Annotated in this window: 19 protein-coding genes; 9 read left to right on the forward strand and 10 right to left on the reverse strand. The window is 32.2% G+C overall.

Features of this window, described 5'->3' with window-relative positions; translation table 11 throughout:
• Window positions 1-113 precede the first annotated feature (113 nt).
• The 4 genes from GKZ86_RS24310 to GKZ86_RS24325 all read right to left on the reverse strand — a co-directional run bounded on the left by GKZ86_RS24310 (window position 114) and on the right by GKZ86_RS24325 (window position 3012).
• Complete coding sequence (locus GKZ86_RS24310) at window positions 114-947, reverse strand: Cof-type HAD-IIB family hydrolase (RefSeq protein WP_154785618.1); 834 nt, start codon at window positions 945-947, stop codon at window positions 114-116.
• A 139-nt stretch (window positions 948-1086) separates the two neighbouring features.
• Entirely contained in the window at window positions 1087-1449 is a 363-nt protein-coding gene (locus tag GKZ86_RS24315) for a DUF1801 domain-containing protein (RefSeq protein WP_154785619.1), read from the reverse strand.
• Entirely contained in the window at window positions 1433-1924 is a 492-nt protein-coding gene (locus GKZ86_RS24320) for a hypothetical protein (RefSeq protein ID WP_154785620.1), read from the reverse strand. The genes GKZ86_RS24315 and GKZ86_RS24320 overlap by 17 nt, the downstream gene beginning before the upstream one ends.
• 137 nt (window positions 1925-2061) lie before the next feature.
• Window positions 2062-3012, reverse strand: coding sequence for a PhoH family protein (locus GKZ86_RS24325; RefSeq protein WP_154785621.1), 951 nt, complete (start codon window positions 3010-3012; stop codon window positions 2062-2064).
• Window positions 3013-3192: 180 nt separating this feature from the next.
• Between GKZ86_RS24325 and GKZ86_RS24330 the strand changes: the two genes are divergently transcribed.
• From GKZ86_RS24330 to GKZ86_RS24360, 7 genes are all read left to right on the forward strand, one after another.
• The gene (locus GKZ86_RS24330) at window positions 3193-4020 is read left to right on the forward strand and encodes an S-adenosyl-l-methionine hydroxide adenosyltransferase family protein (protein ID WP_154785622.1); all 828 of its coding nucleotides are present in this window, start codon (window positions 3193-3195) and stop codon (window positions 4018-4020) included.
• Window positions 4021-4219: 199 nt separating this feature from the next.
• Window positions 4220-4516: a putative quinol monooxygenase gene (locus GKZ86_RS24335; protein ID WP_154785623.1), complete on the forward strand. Its 297-nt coding sequence runs from the start codon at window positions 4220-4222 to the stop codon at window positions 4514-4516.
• A 135-nt stretch (window positions 4517-4651) separates the two neighbouring features.
• Entirely contained in the window at window positions 4652-5215 is a 564-nt protein-coding gene (locus GKZ86_RS24340; RefSeq protein WP_154785624.1) for a hypothetical protein, read from the forward strand.
• Window positions 5216-5288: 73 nt separating this feature from the next.
• Window positions 5289-6014 carry a gliding motility-associated ABC transporter permease subunit GldF gene (gldF, locus tag GKZ86_RS24345; protein ID WP_154785625.1) on the forward strand — a complete coding sequence of 242 codons (726 nt, stop codon included), beginning with the start codon at window positions 5289-5291 and terminating at the stop codon, window positions 6012-6014.
• Entirely contained in the window at window positions 6014-7699 is a 1686-nt protein-coding gene (gldG, locus tag GKZ86_RS24350) for a gliding motility-associated ABC transporter substrate-binding protein GldG (RefSeq protein ID WP_154785626.1), read from the forward strand. Before gldF ends, gldG begins: the two co-directional genes overlap by 1 nt.
• A 107-nt stretch (window positions 7700-7806) precedes the next feature.
• Complete coding sequence (dnaN, locus tag GKZ86_RS24355; RefSeq protein ID WP_154785627.1) at window positions 7807-8925, forward strand: DNA polymerase III subunit beta; 1119 nt, start codon at window positions 7807-7809, stop codon at window positions 8923-8925.
• A gap of 369 nt (window positions 8926-9294) precedes the next feature.
• The gene (locus tag GKZ86_RS24360; protein ID WP_154785628.1) at window positions 9295-9924 is read left to right on the forward strand and encodes a DsbA family protein; all 630 of its coding nucleotides are present in this window, start codon (window positions 9295-9297) and stop codon (window positions 9922-9924) included.
• A 197-nt stretch (window positions 9925-10121) separates the two neighbouring features.
• On the opposite strand, the gene GKZ86_RS24365 is transcribed toward GKZ86_RS24360, so the two are convergent.
• Entirely contained in the window at window positions 10122-11894 is a 1773-nt protein-coding gene (locus GKZ86_RS24365) for a DNA mismatch repair protein (protein WP_154785629.1), read from the reverse strand.
• Between the two features lie 69 nt (window positions 11895-11963).
• The gene (locus tag GKZ86_RS24370; protein ID WP_154785630.1) at window positions 11964-12797 is read right to left on the reverse strand and encodes a universal stress protein; all 834 of its coding nucleotides are present in this window, start codon (window positions 12795-12797) and stop codon (window positions 11964-11966) included.
• A 184-nt stretch (window positions 12798-12981) separates the two neighbouring features.
• On the opposite strand from GKZ86_RS24370, the gene mnmE reads away from it, so the two are divergent.
• Both mnmE and GKZ86_RS24380 read left to right on the forward strand, forming a co-directional pair.
• Window positions 12982-14382, forward strand: a complete 1401-nt coding sequence (gene mnmE, locus GKZ86_RS24375; protein WP_154785631.1) for a tRNA uridine-5-carboxymethylaminomethyl(34) synthesis GTPase MnmE — start codon at window positions 12982-12984, stop codon at window positions 14380-14382.
• Window positions 14383-14493: 111 nt separating this feature from the next.
• Window positions 14494-14904, forward strand: a complete 411-nt coding sequence (locus GKZ86_RS24380) for a helix-turn-helix transcriptional regulator (protein ID WP_154785632.1) — start codon at window positions 14494-14496, stop codon at window positions 14902-14904.
• A gap of 367 nt (window positions 14905-15271) precedes the next feature.
• On the opposite strand, the gene GKZ86_RS24385 is transcribed toward GKZ86_RS24380, so the two are convergent.
• The 4 genes from GKZ86_RS24385 to GKZ86_RS24400 all read right to left on the reverse strand — a co-directional run bounded on the left by GKZ86_RS24385 (window position 15272) and on the right by GKZ86_RS24400 (window position 20873).
• Window positions 15272-15463, reverse strand: a complete 192-nt coding sequence (locus tag GKZ86_RS24385) for a cold-shock protein (protein ID WP_055093485.1) — start codon at window positions 15461-15463, stop codon at window positions 15272-15274.
• 230 nt (window positions 15464-15693) lie between these two features.
• Window positions 15694-17187 (reverse strand): NAD(P)/FAD-dependent oxidoreductase, encoded by a 1494-nt coding sequence (locus GKZ86_RS24390; RefSeq protein ID WP_154785633.1) that lies wholly within the window; start codon window positions 17185-17187, stop codon window positions 15694-15696.
• A 6-nt stretch (window positions 17188-17193) separates the two neighbouring features.
• Window positions 17194-18579, reverse strand: a complete 1386-nt coding sequence (locus GKZ86_RS24395; protein ID WP_154785634.1) for a radical SAM/SPASM domain-containing protein — start codon at window positions 18577-18579, stop codon at window positions 17194-17196.
• Window positions 18576-20873 carry a hypothetical protein gene (locus GKZ86_RS24400; RefSeq protein ID WP_154785635.1) on the reverse strand — a complete coding sequence of 766 codons (2298 nt, stop codon included), beginning with the start codon at window positions 20871-20873 and terminating at the stop codon, window positions 18576-18578. The genes GKZ86_RS24395 and GKZ86_RS24400 overlap by 4 nt, the downstream gene beginning before the upstream one ends.
• Window positions 20874-20906: the final 33 nt, after the last annotated feature.

Raw genomic sequence — 20906 nt, forward strand, 5'->3', positions numbered from 1 at the left:
TAAAAAAAATCTTTTTATCATTTGCTTGCAAAATCTTTCAAACTATTTATTAATAAAAAAATCCCTGAAGAATTATCTTCAAGGATTTATTTATATACGTAAAATAATTATTGTTAGCTCGCAACAAATTCCTTATTCAGGATTTTTGATGAAATATATCTTGCAAGGCCATCTTCGGCATTTGTTTTTATAATTTCCAGATCAGGCAATGTTTCTTTTAATAAAGCCGGAGCATTACCCATAATTAAGCCTTTTCCTGATGCTGACAACATTTGAACATCATTAAAACCATCTCCAAAAGAAACTACTTCTTCTAATGTAAAACCTTCTTTTTCTAGTACTTGTTCGATTGCAACGGCTTTATCTATAGATTTATCCATAAACTCTAAACACGTTGGAAGGCTAAATGCATGATGCAAATGTTCTGAAGAATTTGCTAAAATAGCATCTTTTAGTTTTACTAATTTTTCATGATTATCGCATGAAAAGAATAATTTTATAGAACCAAAATCTTCCAGTGTTTTATAATCAACCAATTCAGGATGATATTTTAATTCCGCTTGAAAAGCATTTAGTTTTTCACTTATTCTATTCGTTTGCCAAACATTTTCTTTAAATAAAACAACCGTAATTTCAGGATCAATTTCAACATTTAATGCTGCTTTTACAACATCACTACTTAAATTGAATGCAAAAAGTTCTTCTTTTTCAGGCGAATGAATTCTTGCTCCGTTTGAACTCACTAAATAAACCGGAACTTCGAGTGTGTCGATAATTGCCATTGCATCAAGATGATGACGACCAGTGGCAACAACTATAAGATAATTTTGATTGTGAAGTTCCTGAAAAATAGATTTGGTATAATCTGATATTCTGTGTTGAGTGTTGAGTAAAGTTCCGTCTAAGTCACTTACAACAACTTTTATATTCTTAAGTTTTGAAGTCATATTAATAATCAAGTATTTATGATATGCAAATTTAAGGTTTTATGACCAGTTAAGCAAAGATTACAAGCCTTGAAAGCCTAAAATGATGCAAGTTTATTATATATTTAACTATTTCTTCAAAAAGTAAATTATTAATAATTTAAACTTTAATAATTCCTGTTTTATATAAATTCAATGCTTTTTGCAAAACCAATTCAATTGTTTCTATAGGTAAATCTTGTTCTGAATCAAACATCATAATTTTCATTCTGGACCGATCTTCCTGAATTAAAAAAGGTTCGTCAAAGTGTTTTCCTTCAACAATTCCGATATAAGGTTTTTTGAGTTTTTTGTGAATCCATAAATAGCAGAACATTTTTCCTTTATAGCAAAAAAACGGCATTCCGTATTTTAGAACATGTGTAATGTCTTTGTCTTGTTTTAGAATAATTTCTTTTAATGCAAGCAATGTACCTTTTTCAGGTTCTTCCTTATTTAGGTAGAAATCATCTACTTGTTTCATTTCTGATTTTTTGAGTTTTAGCAAAAATAATTTTCAAAGTATCAGGACATTTAGAACTTGGTTTTAATTTATAAACTAAAGAATCGTTTTTAATATAAAATCTTTCTTTCTCAAAAATTAAAAAATCAGCATGTCCTTTAGGATTACAATTTGAAATAGTTAGCGAGTCTTTTCTTTTGTCAAATGGATTGCAATCAACAAATGGAAGCATTCTATAACATGTATCACTTTTTGTACTGATCAATTCTATAGAGTCTCCAATTATTTTCCATTTACCTTGCGAAAAACCCTGCCAGGTACAAGCTCCACTAGTACAGTAAAAAGTACTATCTGCCTTTATTTTTATTATCGTTAAACTTGGTACTACATATTCTGTATCATACCAGACACCAACAAACTTACTTATTGGAATTTCTGATTTTTTGCATGAAATCAAACTAATAAATAATAAAAAACTAAAAATTATCACTCTCATTAAATTGCCATTTAAAATTCATCAAACAAAAAAATATTCGTTTTACACATTTCTTAAAAAGAACATGAATAAAACGAATATCATTAAACATCAAAACACATTTTACGATTTACATCTGACATTTTATTAAATAAAACTTAATCGTGATTTTCTATTTGTTTATAAGCATCAATTACCTTTTTCACTAATCTGTGGCGCACGATATCTTTATCATCAAGATAAATAATTCCGATTCCGTCAACGTCTTTCAAAACCAGAATAGCTTCTTTAAGACCAGAAATAGTTCTGCGTGGTAAATCGACCTGTCCAGGATCACCCGTAATCATGAATTTCGCATTTTTTCCCATACGGGTCAAAAACATTTTCATTTGCGAATGCGTCGTGTTTTGTGCTTCATCGAGAATTACAAAAGCATTATCTAGTGTACGCCCACGCATAAATGCCAATGGCGCAATCTGAATAATTCCTTTTAAAATATAATCCTCCAGTTTTTCATTTGGCAACATATCGCGCAAGGCATCATAAAGAGGCTGCATGTACGGATCTAGTTTTTCTTTCATATCGCCGGGTAAAAAACCAAGATTTTCTCCTGCTTCTACCGCCGGTCGCGTAAGTATGATCCTTTTTACTTCTTTTTCTTTAAGTGCTTTTACGGCCATCGCCACACCTGTATACGTTTTTCCGGTTCCCGCTGGCCCAACTGCAAATACCATATCATTTTTTTTGATGGTATCTACCAATAATTGTTGGTTTGGCGTCATGGCTTTAATAATTTTACCGCCAACTCCGTGAACTAATATTTTGTCATGATCGTATGATTTTTTTTCATCCTGACCATCACTCATAATTACACGTTCAATTACATTATCATCAATGTTGTTGTATCTTGTAAAATGAAGCATCAACCTTTGAAATCTCTTTTCGAATTCATCTAAAACTTCTTTTTCGCCAAATGCTTTCAAAGTTGTCCCTCTTGCTACTATTTTAAGCTTTGGGTAGTACTTTTTAATTATTTCAAGATGAGTGTCCTGAGCGCCCCAAAAGTCTTTTGGAGCGATGTCTATTAGCTCGATTATTCTTTCGTTCAAATGAGGTAGTTTTAAATTAAAATAAATTTGTTTTGAAAATCTATTGTTGTCGGGTTGTTTATATCTTTAAATCAAATTGTATTTTCTTTCTTTCAATTTGTATTTAGTATTACTAGATTTGCATATCTCAAATTTAATGAAAATTAGATTTAAAAACTACCAATAGTTATAAACAAAATTATGTCAATAATTACCCTTACTACAGACTACGGCTTAAAAGACCACTTTGTTGGTTCGCTAAAGGGTAAAATTTTATCTGAATATTCAGAGGTTCAAATAATTGACATTTCACACGACATAGATCCGTTTAATACCGCCGAAGCCAGCTATGTTATTGGCGCATCATATTTAAGTTTTCCAAAAGGAACTGTTCACTTAATTGGTGTCGATATCGAACGCAATAAAGAGAACCAACATATTGCCATGCAATGGAATGATCATTACTTTATTTGTGCCGATAATGGTATCTTAAGTATGCTTACGCAGAAAATTGTTCCGCAAAAAATTGTCGAAATTAATGTTCACGATCGTTTCCCGAGTGAATTCAGCGATTTGGATATTTTCATACAAGTTGCCTGCCATATTGCAAAAGGTGGTTTACTGAATGTTATTGGAAAAGAAATTACCGGAATTAAAGAAATAACAGAACTTCAAGCCGTTGTTTCTAATGATGGAAATTCACTAAAAGGATATGTAATTTATATTGATCATTTTGGAAATATCGTAACCAACATTTCTAAACAACAATTTCTTGAAGTGGCAAAAGGCCGTCCGTACGAAATTGTAATGAAACCCAAAAGCATCAAAACCATTTTGCCAAATTATTCAGCAATTGCAACTTCAGAGAAATATCCGATCAAAACTTATGAAGGCGAAAAACTGGCGATTTTTAACGAAGCCGGATTTCTTGAAATTGCAATTTTTAGAAGCAATCCTTCAAAAGTAGGTTCTGCCAATAGTTTGTTGGGATTGAATTATCGTGATGTGATTACGGTTCAGTTTCTTTAACAATTTTAGATTTGAGAGTTCAGATTTGAGATTTAAAAATGCTGTAAATTTGGAATTTAGAATTTCATTATTGGAATTTAATTTTTTTCCTAAAAAGAACAATCTATTTTGGTATTTTTGCGCACCTGTTAGCTTTTAGACATTCAATAATCTAATCCCGAAGCTTCGGGACAACAATCTAAAATTTAAAATTACAAAGATGTTTGTCAGAATAGTAAAAATGAGTTTTCACGAAGAAAAAATTCCTGATTTTCTCAAGAATTTTGAATCAGTGAAAGATAAAATACGAAATGCAGACGGAAATCGTTTTTTAGAATTGTATCAGGATAAAAATGACAAATGCATATTTTTCACCTATAGTTATTGGGAAACTGAAGAAGATCTTGAAAATTACAGACAATCTGAACTTTTTAATACGGTTTGGAGTTTTACAAAACAATTATTCAATGCAAAACCAGAAGCCTGGAGTGTAGATAAAGTTGTGTCTTTGGTTTAAAATTGTTTCAGGTTTCAAGTTATATGCTGAATCTGAAAATTGGAATGAATTAACCACTAAGTTCGCAAAGATTAATTAAAGACTTTAAAAATCGCAAAGTTCACAAAGCTTTACGAACTTGGAACCTGAAAAAAAATGAGATCTGAAATTGTATATGTTGAAACTAAAACTGGAGTAAATCACGATGAAAAAGCGTGGATTGGGAAATGTTTCTTTTCGAAAACAGGACAAACAATCTACTTCAATGGAAACATATATAAAAAAGGAAAAGGAATTTCAAGCAATTATTTTGATCTTGAAACAGGAATTAGTTGTTGGATTTCTGGAGTTAAAAAAAACGGTAATGATAGACATAAGTTTGGAAAAGGTATAATTGATATTGATGTAAGTATTATTGAAGAATATCTGAACATAATTGGCGAAAAAGAATTACAAAAGAATAAATTCAAAATAACAGAGCTAAATAATATTCCGGCGAAAGAAAAAGCAACGGAAATATTAAATGAAAAATATGAGGAAACTTTTAATGATTCAATCAAATTAAAAAAAATAAATAATTTAACGGATAATGAACTTACCGACTTGATTGAATACTATAGAGGAATGGATTTTACAGAAATGTATAAAAAAAATAGAAAGTCATATATTGAGCATTTTGAAGAGCTAAAATCAGAGCTAGAAAAACGAAAGCTAATTTAGTTTATAAGTTTTTCAAAACCTTAAACAAAAAAACAAATCAACGATTAAACAAATAAACGAATAAACGTTAAACATGAAATCAATCATTTTACGAGAAATAAAATCCTTTTTTGGCTCTCCTATTGGCTATTTGGTCATTGCTATATTCTTAATTAGCAACGGGCTTTTTTTATGGGTTTTTGAAGGAGATTACAATATCTTAAATACAGGTTATGCTGATTTGACTCCGTTTTTCACATTAGCGCCCTGGATTTTGATTTTTCTGATTCCGGCTGTAACGATGAGAAGTTTCTCTGACGAAAAAAAACAAGGAACATTAGAATTGCTTTTAACAAAACCATTATCAATTTGGGAAATTGTAAATGGAAAATTTTTAGGATCGTTATTCTTAATCATTTTAGCAATTATTCCAACCTTTATATATGTAAAAGTACTTTCGAATTTAGGTTCTCCAGAAGGAAACATTGATATGGGAAGCACAATTGGTTCTTATTTCGGATTACTGTTTTTAATAGCTTCATATTCTGCTATCGGAATTTTTACTTCTACCCTATCAGAAAATCAAATTGTTGCTTTTATTATAGCCGTTTTTTTATGCTTTATATTTTATTTTGGATTTGAAGGATTGGCTTCATTAATTCCGGGATCTTCAACAATTATTTCAGCATTTGGCATGCAAGACCATTTTAAAAGTATGAGTCGGGGCGTTATTGATACGCGTGATGTTATTTATTTTTTAAGCATTACCGTATTATTTCTGTCTTTTACCATTTATCAATTAAAATCTTTTAAAGCGTAATGAAAGCATCTACTCAACAAAATATCAAAACGTTAGGTATTACCGTTTTCGTTTTAATCGTTTTAAATGTTCTTGGAAGTTTGTTTTTCCACCGATTTGATTTAACCAAAGACAAACGATATACATTATCTGAAACCTCTTTACAAATTGTAAAACAGGTTAAAAATCCGTTGTCGATTAAGATTTATATGCAAGGCGAACTTCCTGCAGATTTTAGACGTTTACAACAGGAAACCAAACAATTATTAGAAGAATTTCAGGCTTATAACAGCAATATTGTTTTCGAATTTGTGAATCCGATGGAAAACGAAGACGAAAGTATGGCCGTTGTAAAATCTCTTTACCAAAAAGGATTAACGCCAATAAACATCACTGTTGACGATAAAGGAAAACAATCGCAGGCAATGGTATTTCCTTGGGCAGTTGCGGTTTACAACAATAAAGAAGTTAATATTCCTTTGTTAAAAAATATCATGGGTGCTTCGACTACTCAAAAAGTAATTGGATCGATTCAGCATTTAGAATATTCAATTGCCGATGCCATCAATAAAATCAGCAAAGACAGGCAAAAGAAAGTTGCAATCATAAAAGGAAATGGCGAATTGCATGAAGTTCACATTGCAAAAATGTTGAAACAAATTAAAGAAAGCTATTATATCGGACCTTTTACGTTAGATTCTGTTGCTAAAAATCCAACAGGAACTTTAGATGCTCTGAAAAAATACGATTTAGCTATTATTTCAAAACCAACTGAAACTTTTTCTGATGAAGAAAAACAGGTTTTAGATCAGTTTATAATGAATGGTGGAAAAACATTATGGTTAATCGATCAGGTTGCTGCAGATATGGATAGTTTATACAATCAATCCGGAGCAACTTTAGCGTATCCTAGAGATTTGAATTTAAACGATATGTTCTTTAAATACGGATTCAGAATTAATCCTGATTTAGTAAAAGACGAACAAGGAAGTCCAATAAAATTAGCCACCGGCGAACAAGGAAGCGCGACGCAATACCAGGATTTTGTTTGGAAATATGCACCACAAGTTTATCCAACAAGCAAACATCCAATCGTGAAAAATTTAGGTGGAATTAAATTTGATTTCGCGAATCCGATTGATACTTTGAAAAACGGAATCAAAAAAACGGTTTTATTACAATCTTCCCAATATTCTAAAAAAATTGGAACTCCGGTTGAAATCAATTTAAATATTGTAACAGAGCAAACTTCTCCTCAGGATTATCTGAATAAAGGAAATATACCGCTTTCTGTATTATTAGAAGGAAGTTTTCATTCTGTTTTTGAGAATCGTGTTTTACCTTTTAAAGAAAATTCGTTTCTGGCAAAAGGAAAACCTACAAAAATGATTGTGATTTCTGACGGAGATCTAGCAAGAAACCAATTAGATAAAAACTTGATGCCGGTTGAATTGGGTTACGATCAGCGCACTGGAAACCTTTATGACAACAAAGATTTTATGATGAACTGTATCAATTATTTGTTGGATGATACCGGACTTATTAACATTAGAAGTAAAGATTTAGAATTACCATTATTAGATAAGGAAAAAGTTTACGAAAATTACAGCCTTACACAATTCATAACTATCGGACTTCCAATTCTAATTTTATTGGTTTTTGGATTGGCTTTTACTTACATCAGAAAAAGAAAATACAGCAAATAGATGTTAATAAAAAAATTGCAAAACTAAGATTGTTTACGATATATTTGTAAAACCTATCTTGGTTGAAGAAAAACTAAAGAAAAGAGCAAAAAAATAAAACAAAAGAGATGAAATTTATAGTATCGAGTTCGTACTTATTAAAACAATTACAAGTTTTAGGTAGTGTAATTAACAGTAACAATACGTTGCCAATTTTAGACAACTTTTTATTTGAACTAAACAATAGTGAGTTGACAGTTTCAGCTTCAGATCTTGAAACTACAATGTCTGCTACATTATCAATCGATTCTAAAAGTAAAGGAAGTGTGGCTGTGCCTGCTAAACTTTTGCTTGAAATTTTGAAAACGTTTCCAGAACAACCTTTAACTTTTACAGTTGAGGAAAATAACACTGTTGAAATTAGCTCTAACTCAGGAAAGTATGCATTAGCATACGCTGCAGGAGAAGAATTTCCAAAATCAGTAAACCTTGAAGATCCTTCTGTAACGCTTGTTCCTGCTGATGTTTTGGCAACTGCTGTAAGCAAAACTATTTTTGCTGCAGGAAACGATGATTTACGTCCGGTAATGTCTGGGGTTTTCTTCCAGTTTTCACCAGAAGGATTAACTTTTGTTGCAACAGATGCTCATAAATTGGTAAAATATGCACGTACAGATGTAAAAGCATCTCAGGTTGCAGATTTTATTATGCCTAAAAAACCTTTAAACATTTTAAAAAGCATTTTAGGAACTTCTGATGCTGAAGTAAAAATTGAATACAACGATTCAAATGCGACTTTCTCATTTGACAATTATATCTTGATGTGTCGTTTAATTGATGGAAAATATCCAAATTACGAAGCGGTAATTCCAAAAGAAAATCCAAACAAATTAATGATCGATCGTTCTTTATTTTTAAGTTCAGTTCGTCGTGTTGCGATTTTCTCAAACAAAACAACGCACCAAATTCGTTTAAAAATTGCTGGAGCTGAATTAAATGTTTCTGCAGAAGATATTGATTACTCAAACAAAGCTGAAGAAAGATTGACTTGTGATTATCAAGGAGATGATCTTCAAATTGGTTTCAACTCTCGTTTTTTAACAGAAATGTTGACTAACTTACAATCAGACATGATTATGTTAGAAATGTCATTACCAAACAGAGCCGGAATCCTAACGCCAGTTGATGGTTTAGAAGAAGGAGAAACTGTTACAATGTTGGTAATGCCGGTAATGTTAAATAGTTAACATCAAAACTTCTTTTTGTTACAGGGATTTTTTTTAGTTCGAAATTAAAGACATATCATTGTAAAAAAAAACATCGCTATTAACCAACCATTTTTTATACCTAAAAACCGCAATTCTGATAAAGAGTTGCGGTTTTTTATTTTTAGTCACTTTTTGTTTCAGCTTTCAGGTTGAAATGCGAATACGGTTTGTGCAGATTTTTACCGCAAAGCACACAAAGGTTTTTTATCTTTTGTTTAGTTTTAAAAAAATAAGTTCGCGAAGCTTTGCGTAAACCTTTGTGCCTTTGCGGTAAAAAAACACAATGCAGGAAACTTGAAACTTGAAACAAATAAAAACCTGAAACAAATTTTCTTTAACTTTGTATTTATGAAAATAGAAATTTGGTCGGACATCATGTGTCCGTTTTGTTATATCGGAAAAAGACAACTGGAAACAGCTCTAGCTGAATTTCCAAATGGTGAATTTGAAATTGAATGGAAAAGCTTTCAGCTTGACCCAACTATTAAACCCCAATCAGGAAAAGACGTTTATACGTTTCTGGCTGAACGAAAAGGTATTTCAGTTGAACAATCAATAGAAATGCATAAAGGTGTCGTAGAACGCGCAAAAAGTGTTGGTTTAGACTATCACTTTGATAAAGCTATTATTTCAAATTCTCTAACATCGCATCGTATCATACAATTGGCAAAAACCAAAAAGTTAGGCGATGAAATGGAAGAAATTTTCTTTAAAGCTTATTTTACAGAAGGAAGAGATCTAAATGATACTGAAACTTTAATCGAATTAGCCGTTAAAGCCGGTTTGGATTTAAATGAAGTAAAAGAAGTTATAGAAAACGAAAGCTTGTTTCTAAAAGACGTAAAATCGGACATTAGCGAAGCACAGGAAATTGGTGTACAAGGAGTTCCGTTTTTTGTTTTTGATAGAAAATATGCTGTCTCCGGAGCGCAGCCTGTTGAGGCTTTTGTGAATACTATTCGAGAAGTTTTGAAATAATAACCACAATCTTGTCATCCTGAGGAACGAAGGATCACACTCGTAATTCGACAAAGATTGGCGACTTTCTGTACGGAGTTTCTAGTGTGATCCTTCGTTCCTCAGGATGACAAACTATATGTTTATGTTGTGCTCTTCGACTTCGCTCAGAGTGACCACGAGATCAAAAATCTAAAATCTACACCTAAAATCTAAAATTATATCACTCCCATTTTCTGCATCAAAAAAGTAGCACTTTTATTTTGGCAGATTCCATTGCGGAGTTTATAATCAAAATGAAGTTCGTTATTTTTAATTTCGACTTCAAAACATTGATTGGTTAGAATATCAGGATAATCATTTGTTGTCAGACATACTTCTATATCATGTGTTGCAATGGCTCCAATTGCTTTTTTTGCAATAATCTTTTTAACAACTTCAATAGTTCCGTTTCGTTTATCATCAGAGTTCGTTCCTCTTAAAATTTCATCTAATAATACAAATGCAGGTTTATCTTCCAAGGCATCCATAATTTGTTTTAAGCGTTTAATTTCAGCAAAAAAGTACGATTCACTATCAGCTAAAGAATCAGACAAATGCATTGAAACTAAAACTGGCAATGGATGAATGTTAGCTCTTGAAGCACAGACAACAGAACCAATTCCGCCTAAAACCATATTTACACCCAAACTTCTTAAAAATGTGCTTTTTCCGGACATATTTGAACCCGTCAAAATCATAAACGATTCGGGATAAAAAGCAGTATTATTCCCTATTCTGGTTGCCGGATTTAATAATGGATGGCTCAAATCTTTAAAACCAATTTTATATTCAGAATTAATTTCAGGAAAAACAAAATCAGGATTATTATATGCCAGATTAGCGAAACTATTCAAAGCTTCAAATTCACCAATAATGTTAATCCAATTTTCGAGTTCTTCAGAATAACTTTCTTTCCATTTTAGCAGTGCTTTTAAAACATGAAGATTAAATAAAAATGTTCCGTTAAATACAATTGCCGTAACAAAATTGCTAATCGTATCCATTCGGGAAAACAATTCTGAAAGCTGTTTTAAATGCGAACTTGCCGATGCATTTTTAAAAACAAGCTGCTTTTGCAGATCAATTAGTTTTTTTGACTGAAAATTTTCAGTTTCTATCTTCTTTACTAATAAACTATATTGTTTAATGATTTTATCAATATTATCCGCTTTGGCTATTTCAGATTGAATTCGCTTTAATGATCTTCCCAATACAATCATATTTGCAATAAAAACATAGGTAAGATATGATAATATTATTGTTTTTGAAGTTATAAAATAAGCCGTTAATAAGCCAAAAAACAATGTTGGCAAAACAATTGACAGTGCAATTAAAACTTTAGGTAATGAATTATTTCTAAATGATTTCCAATAAATTAATGAATCATAAGAATTCTTTGTGTCATTACTGACAGTTGCCAGCGCAAGGAAATCTTGTCTCCAATCAATTTTAGTCTTTAATTCATTTATTGCTTCCTGGTTTTCTAAAATAATTTTATTTGGAAATTGTGTCAATAAATGGTTTGCTAATGTTTTTTTTCCAATAAAAGTAGCGGTTCTATTTAAATTTTGAAACAAAGAATGATCTCCAAAAATATCTAAATCATAAGCATACGGATGATGAAAATCGTTAAATTCAACTCCATTCTCAAACGGAAGTTTTTCTCTTTTAAGAAATGAAATTTCATTTTCATTAATCTTTAAAAGTGCAGTAGTAATTTGTTTTTGAAAAGATAAACGCGAATGAATCCGCATTAAAAAAATAAAACCAACAAAAGATAGAAAAGCAAAAACCACGTAAAGAATTTCATTTGTTTTGATATAATAAAACAGCAAAAACAAACAAAGAAAAACACTTAATAAACGTAGAATACTTATACTGTTGTACCTTTTATTGATTTTATTAAAAAGTTCAGAATAATGCTCGATTTTATGTTGATATGAATCCATTATATTGATTTGATGAAATACAAATATAGGTTTTGAATCATAAAATCAATATTAAAAAAAGACTGAATTTTAGTTCTCGTGCATAACTAAAACAGGCACAGAAACTTGCTTCGCTATTTTTTGAGTAAATCCTGAATCAAAAAGGCTTTCAAAAAAAGATCTTTTATGCGTTATAGTAGTAAGAATGTCTATGTCTTTATACAGAATAAAGTCAAGAATAGTTTCTTTTACATTATCACTGGGAAGTACAGAAAACTCTACATTTTCATTAGCAAATTCTACCTCCCATTCTTTAATAGTAATATCGGCAACATCAGAATTTGAAGTTTTAACATACAGACTTTTTACTTTAGCACCCGTTTTTTGGGCTATTTTTAAAACTTTACGCAGTTCTTTTTTATCTTTTTCGCGATAACGCGTTGTAAATCCTATAACTTTTATTTTTTTGCATTTCGCATCAATAGGAACACATAAAACAGGAACTTCAACTCCTGAAATTACTGAATTAGTATTAGAGCCCAGGAAAAATTTTGTCCAGTCAGAAACGCCCGTTGTTCCCATAATTACAAAATCTATTTTATCTTCCTGAACGGCATTTTTTAAATTATAAATTAAATCTCCATCCATTAAACGATGTTTAATCACAATATCATCTAATTTGCGTTCGGTTGCTATGGCTCTTAGTTTTGGAATTTCATCTTTAAACACTTCAAATTTAGCTAATTCTATTGAACTGTAAATGGATGCATAATTCTCCGGAAAAAATTGACTGTCATAAACCGGAATTTCAAAAGTATGTAACAAAATAAGTTCGGCATTAACAATTTTAGCAAATTCTAAAGCATGTACAAAAGCATTTGTTGCAGCTTCAGAAAAGTCGGTGGGTACTAATATCTTTTTCATTTTGTTTCAGATTATAAAGTTATTCTCTCAAATTTAATCATTCTAAAAATAAAATACTCTGATAATTATCAGTAATTTAACATTTAATTTTTCGGCTTATAAATGAGCATTTATCTTCTAAAATCCTCCTTTTCCAATCAACTTCGGTTTCAAAACTTTATACCTTTTTTTATACCTTTGCACCATGATAAATCAAGATTCTATAGTTGCATTGGCAACACCTTCAGGAGCCGGAGCTATTGCCATAATCCGAATTTCAGGTTCTGAAGCAATTACTATCGGAAATTCGGTTTTTAAATCCATTAAAAACAAAGATTTAACCAAACAAAAAACACATACTTTGCATTTGGGACATATTGTTGACGAATCAAAAACTCTTGATGAAGTTTTAGTTTCTGTTTTTAAAGGGCCAAACTCTTATACAGGTGAAAATACTATTGAGATATCTTGTCACGGATCAACTTATATTCAACAGCAGATTATTCAGTTATTATTGAGAAAAGGATGCCGTATGGCTGATGCAGGAGAATTTACGCTTCGAGCATTTTTAAACGGAAAACTGGATTTATCGCAAGCAGAAGCAGTTGCTGATTTGATTTCGTCTGATAATGAAGCTTCACATCAAATTGCAATGCAACAAATGCGTGGCGGTTTTAGTAATGAAATAGCCAAATTACGCGAAGAACTTTTGAATTTTGCATCTTTGATTGAATTAGAACTTGACTTTGCTGAAGAAGATGTAGAATTTGCTGACAGAACTCAATTTCATGAATTATTAAACAGGATTGAGTTTGTATTAAAACGTTTAATCGATTCTTTTGCCGTTGGAAATGTTATTAAAAACGGAATTCCTGTTGCAATTGTTGGCGAACCAAATGTTGGGAAATCGACTTTATTGAATGCTTTATTAAATGAAGAACGCGCCATAGTTTCTGACATTGCAGGAACAACCAGAGATACGATTGAAGATGAATTGGTTATTGGCGGGATCGGTTTTAGGTTTATTGATACAGCTGGAATTCGTGAAACTAAAGATGTTGTAGAAAGCATTGGAATCAAAAAAACTTTCGAAAAAATAGAACAGGCACAGGTTGTAATATATTTGTTTGATGGTTTAAAGTTTCAGGTTTCAAGTTCTGAGTTTGTTTCTGAAATTGAACAAATCAAGAATAAATATCCGTTAAAACCTTTAGTAATTGTAGTCAATAAAAAAGATATATTATCTGCTGATGAAGTTTCAAACATTACAACTAAGCTTGAAAATTTAAATGCTAAACTTCTATTAATTTCTGCTAAAGAAAAAATTGGTGTTGATGATTTAAAGAATGAATTGCTTTCTTTTGTAAATACTGGTGCTCTTCGTAATAATGAAACAATTGTTACAAATACAAGACATTACGATTCTTTACTAAAAGCTTTGGATGAAATACAAAAAGTAAAATTTGGTCTAGAAACAAATCTTTCAAGCGATTTGATTGCACTGGATATTCGTGAGGCTTTATATCAATTTGGACTTATTACAGGTCAGGTTTCTAATGATGAATTGCTGGGGAATATTTTTGCTAATTTCTGTATCGGAAAATAGCCGGGCAACTTTACTGAGAACAATTCGAAGAGATATTTTTTTATCTTTGAAATTCAGGATTTTTAACCCAAATGGCTTTATCTTTGAGCCTTCAGAAAATTGATATTCATTATGGAACAGAAAATACATCAGGGAAGAAACGTAAAACGCTTCAGAGAAATGCTTGGCATCAAACAAGAAGCATTGGCTTTTGATCTGGGAAATGACTGGAATCAAAAGAAAATTTCTATGCTGGAGCAAAAAGATGTAATTGAAGATGATATACTTGATCAAATCTCACATGCATTAAAAATTCCTGTGGAAGCTTTTCAAAATTTTGATGAAGAACAAGCGGTAAATATTATATCAAATACATTTTCAGATTTTAAAGATGGAGCCTCTGCAATTAATATTCATCCTACTTTTAATCCTGTAAAAGAGGTTTTAAAACTACACGAAGAAAAAATTGCGTTATATGAACGAATGCTGAAAGAGAAAGATGAAATGATGGCAAGGTTTGAAAAATTATTCAAAGACAAATAGTCATTGTATATGACATATAATTCCACAAAGAGACTTTCGAGTCTCTTTTTTTATTTTGAAAGTACGTAGTATAAAATGCTTTTGAAGTATATAGTAAGATACAAATTCATATTGGCCAAAACGATATTGTTCGCGAATCGATCATTTGCCTTAAATCAGAAGTGAAAATTTCAAATAACGCAGATTCCGAGCTCAAACTTCGAATCCTCTCACATCTATATCTTTTTCATTTTTAATTCGTTCTAAAAGGTTCGATTCCTGTTCTTCTAAGAAAACGCTATCGAGAAATTTTGATCTTATTTATTTATTAAGGCATAAAAAAACACCTGCCAAAGGCAGATGTTTTTTTTATATTGTCTCTCGAATGTTAAGCTACAACAACGTTTACTGCATTAGGACCTTTCTTTCCTTCTGCAACATCATAACGTACTTCATCGTTCTCACGAATATTTTCTGTCAAACCTGAAACGTGAACAAAGATTTCACTCCCGCCATTTTTCGGTGTTATAAATCCAAACCCTTTTTCTTCATTAAAGAACTTTACTGTACCTTCTTGCATCTTATTAATTATTTGTTGAGCGCAAATGTAGTTTAATTATTAATACAATACTGAAAAAGAAGTACTTGTGGCTAAAAATAACTTAATATACAATTCAAAAAAGAGAGATTAATATTAATTGCTCTTTAAAATTTTATCACCTTTTCTGTATTGGAAAGTAATTAACTAAGATATTTTAGAATTAACTTCTTCAAAAAAAATGATATTAAATTTACTTATTTACTATCTAATCAAACTTTTACATGTTTTTTATCAACAATGAAAACTTGATTTGATAACAGAAATGCAAGTATTTTTTTTGATTTTTCTATTGTCATAAATTTACTCAAATGCTCTAGAGCATCTGAAACTGCTTTACCATTCATATTTTTAAAAAACGGGAATAACTCTACCTGATCCAGATAAACTAAAGGTCGTTCTAAATTAGGATGAATTAATGCCTGTTTTAATTCTATTAAATCATTATTAATAGCATAAGTCGCTTTGAAAGCAACATTAGGAGACATAATCATTTCCTCATTCCAAAGTTTATGCAAAATAAAATCAACATAAATTGGCTCTGTTTGCTTATTTTCAAATTTTGATTTTTCTTTATTAAATTCCTTTTCTAATCTAAGTGTAAAATCGGTTTTGTTTTTTGAAATATCAAATTGAAAACTGGCTCTTTTCATCCAGAATTCTTTTTTTTCGCAATAAGCCCAGGCATTACGGTAATAATCAGCAGTCCAGTCTGCATGATTTACAACTGACTCTATTAATTTTTCTTCGTAGAAATCTTTTGGATACTGTGAATCCTGATCTTTCAAATAGGTATTAATTGCAATGACAACTTGCAAAGAAAAACGCATTGCTTTTTCTACACCAGTAGAAGATAAAGGATCTAATGTAAAAGCGGCTTCTCCAATTTTTATAAACTGATTATTCCACGGGGTTTGATTAACAAACGAAGTAACTGAACAAGTTTCTACCAAACCAGACTTTATTTTTTCTACAAGTGGAAAAAACAATTTTGTTTTATTGACTAAATCTAAAAGATGTGATTCACTATTTTTTTTTAATGAAATTGTATCTGTAAAAGCCATAATGCGATAGCGGTTTCCGCTGACTGGAGATCCCCATAACCAGCCATCATTAACAGCTTCAATAAATGCTTCATTAAAAACAGAATTACTTTCTATATGAGTCCAGACTGCAATAGCCGACGGCGCTATTGGGACTCTTTCTTTTAAAAGTGTCCCTTTGCGCCCACGTGCATCTAATACTATTTTTGACTTAATTTTAATTTCAAACGTTTCATTTATGATGTCTAATACCCATCCGTTTTCAGAACTTACGGAATGCTTTAATTTTCCGGGCTGTATTAAATATAATCCTTTAGAAACTGTGAATTTTAGTAATTCCTGATCGAGTTTACTTCTGTCTACAATTATCCCGCCTTTATCCTGACCCTGACGATCGTAGATATATGCTGCATCTTCCCAAATAACCCTGGCTGAAATATTTTTTAAGTACATGGAATCTTCAAGTAAATGACCTGCATTTAAATATTCGAAAATATTATAGATTCCGGGAGAAAGTGATTCTCCTATTTGCGATCTGGGAAATTGTTCCTGTTCGAGCATTCCAACGGAATAGCCCATATCCAATAAACGTATCGCTGCACATAATCCTGCAGGGCCTGCACCAAGGATAAATACATCAAAAATTTCGGGCAGCGTTTTCATTGGCAATTAATTATTCCAGTTGGGTTTTAATCTTGATAATCTTTCATTCGCTTGTATGGTATAAAAGAGCCATGATCTTATATAATCACAGGCTGGCCTTCCTTTTTCAATTACTTCATGATGGCATCCACCTCCGCAAAGATAACGAGCCCAGCATTGTGAGCATGGATCTTGTGTGTTTACATGTCTGGAAGCAAGCCAGTTGTTTTGCAGATCAGCTTCTACTCCATTTGTTAAATCCCCCATTTTTCCGATATCTTCGTTTACAAAACGGTGACAGGCAAATAACTCTTCATCTGCAGATACTCCCATATAACCTGCACCGGCACCACATGGATAAGGCCTGTGGGTTCCTTTGGAAATTTCTTTGAGGGCATTTACCATATTCAAAAAAGGATAACGTTTTCCTGCCAGTACATTTTTCTCAAAATTAAGTCCACATGCAATCATATTTTCCAGCATAATGGCTAACTGCTCTTTGTTCATTTCATTTTGTCCGTTGCTGGATCTTAGTAAAGGCGAAAAGCCCACACCATGAAAACCCATACGAATAAATTCATCCAAAACTGCCGGAAGATCGGTGTTTTCTGGAGTTACGGTTACTCTTGCAGACACCTGCATTTTTCTTTGAAGGGATAACAAAGGCTGAATATTTTTTATGATTCTATCGTAACTTCCCTTTCCTCCCTTCATAGGGCGATTAAGATCATGTTCTTTACCAATTCCATCCAGACTAATGGTTACCGAAAAGCCATATTCTTCAAAAAAAACAGCATCACTTTCTGTAACCAGAGTTCCGTTTGTAGTAATGGAATAATTTACCTGTATTTGTTTCTGTTTTGCAATTGTTTCGGCATAAATAGTAGCTTCTCTAATTGCTTGTCTGTTCATTAGGGGTTCTCCTCCTAAAAAAGTAAGTTGGGCTCTGCCTCCTTCCGGACAATCTTTTAGTAACAAATCGATAGCTTTAAAAGCAGTTTCTAAAGACATGTTTTTTGTTGGGCCTCCAAAATCACCCTGATCGGCGTAACAATACGTACATCCCATATTACACTTTTGTGCAATTGCTAATGACAAAGCATGTAATGGTGGACTTTGCAAGGGCTCATCTGTAATATATTCCGGAGCGTCAAGGCCTAAACGAATTAACTCTTTTTGGAGGCCTTTTTCGTCCTTTTTATCCATTAAAAAAGCGATTTTTTGTTCTACTTCCTGAGAAATAGTATAAAGCCGACTCCCATTTGGGATAAAAATCTGAGTTAATTGCCCTCCTCTTACCAAATGTGCTTTTGCAGAACGCGGTTTAGATTGCGGAACAATCATTTGTGCGAACTTTGCTGCAATCATCGCGTCTTTTTTCTCTTCTGCAAACGTTTTTATAGCCGCTATCATTTCTTTTTTGGTGATTTAGGTTTTATCGGTTTGCTTTCGAATGCATCTTTTCCTTCTATAATAAAATTGAGTTCTCCCTGCCAATTCTCAAAAAGATCCTGATAGGAAATTAATCTTGAATTTTTCCAATCGTCCGGAATATAAGAACCTGTTCGTTTTTTTGACATCCATAAGTCGCCGGTACTTAAACCGTTTTCATCTGGAACAATATTGACAAAATCGGGTCTGCTGGCAGCCCAATAATAGCAGGAACATTCACGATAATCATTTTGCCACGGAGCGCACAAACCCTGAGTCAGTTCGCCTGGTTGTAAAATCGTATCTGAAAATGCGGCACTATTGCCATCAAAAATTTTATTAACTACTAATGTTACTTCAATATACTTTCCTTTATTATCTAATTCCTTTAAATCAACGACTACTTCCTCTACTGATTTTTCTTTTGTAAAATGACATTTTACTTCCTGTCCTTGTTTTTGCAAAACATGAACCATAGAGTTCGACCATTCCATAAAGGAAACTCCATTTGGATTTGCATCTGTTTTTAAGGGGACATTATCGCCATCAGGAAAAACAGGACCAAAAGTTTGTACCATTGTAGGTTTTCTTTCTATGGCGACTAATCGGTGTCCTTTTAAGTATTCAAATTCTGGATCAGTTTCAAGTACATAATTATTGTTTTCTATAAGAACGATTCCGTTAAAAGCTCTTCTCCAAAGATTTCTAAAATCAAATTCAAGTCCCGGAAAACAATTTGAAATGGCTGTTCTTGGTAAAACCGCAATAGGGTTTCCTGTTCCTCTATAATGCAATTGCGCTGTTAAATTTGCCGCTTTCAATGGTGAACCGTATGATACAGGCAATGTATCCGGATTATTATCCTTGAACATTGAAGTTGTAGCGGCCTTAATGATCATATTAATTTGTCGATAGGTAAAAGTAAGCGACCTTCCATCGGCGCCACGCATTAATGCAGGCATTTTTCGAAGTGTTTTACTTGACAAATCGCCTATTTCTGTAGGCAATCGCAATACATCGCTAAACCAGGGCGATGCACCGGAACTTAGTCCGTTAAACACTCTTTCATGCAAGATTTGCAAAGCAAGATTATCAACAAGAGAAGTGGCCATAATAGGTTCGAAAAAACGGCCAAAATCATTTGTATTCTGACGTACCATTGTACTGGCAACATTTTGCTTTCCTTCGTAACTATTCCCATTCATAATCGTTGTATTCATCAAACGAATGGTTTCAAAAGCCCTGCGGATAATTTCTTCGGCTTCTTCTATGCTTACTTCTCCTTCAATATCTGTACTTAATATAATTTGTTCTAACTCATCAGACACTACACGAATTGGTAAAGTATCCGGTGCAAAAGATGGAGGTCCTGCACTAATATGTGCTTTGGCTGTTAATGTTTTGTCGTTAGAAACCTTTAGTTTAACCGTTACAAAACCATCACATTCATCATCGACATATCCCCAGCTTACCTGCCAGCTTTCTTGTTTTTCATCGGTATAAGAATAACCGGCGAAAATTTGTGCCGGAACCGTGTATAATATATTAGGAGTACTGCCTTCTTTATAATCACGCCACTTCCCTTTGGTTTTATCGTATATGATTCGGTCTTCTTTATCTATGAAAGTGGGGTCCTTTTCTATATCTTTTTCACCTGTACCAGTTTTTCTATATAAATCTGAACCATACACTTTACCACCCGCAGGCGTATATCGCAATCTTAATTCCGGAAAATCTTTTGTTGGTTTTATATACTGAATTGAACCTAATGGTAATTTTTTACCTGGCAAAAAGTTATTACAATCGGCAAGCAATGGTTTTGATTCATGCGAGGTAATATTCGTAATTTTTGCTGTCATCTTATCATTGACATCTGTGGTTCTTCGGAATATTTTTATGTTAGCCACATCTACATCCCAACTAATGTCTTTCAGACTTAATCCGGCCTGAACAAGTAATGCTTCAGTAAGAGGTACTAATTCGTCTTTGTTTTGGTCTGTTACGGCAAAAACTTCAAGAAACGGAGAAACAGGATGTATTTTTCCTTTTCTGTTGGCCAGGCTCGAAACTTCTTTAAATTTTATATTAACAGGATTATGAGCTTTAATTTCTCCTGTAACAGGATCTACGGATAAAGTTGTTTTGGGTACAATTTCTCTATAGTCAAGTGGTTTTTCTTTTGACAATTCAAGATCATACGCTTCCATTGGTTCATTTGATTCTCCTAATCTGCCAATGGCAATGGGAGGAAGGATTCGTAATTCTATAATTTTCATATTGTAGTATTTTTAAAGTTGGGATTAAGCAGA

The organism is Flavobacterium sp. LC2016-13, from assembly GCF_009707955.1.
In the GTDB taxonomy this organism is placed as follows: Bacteria; Bacteroidota; Bacteroidia; order Flavobacteriales; family Flavobacteriaceae; genus Flavobacterium.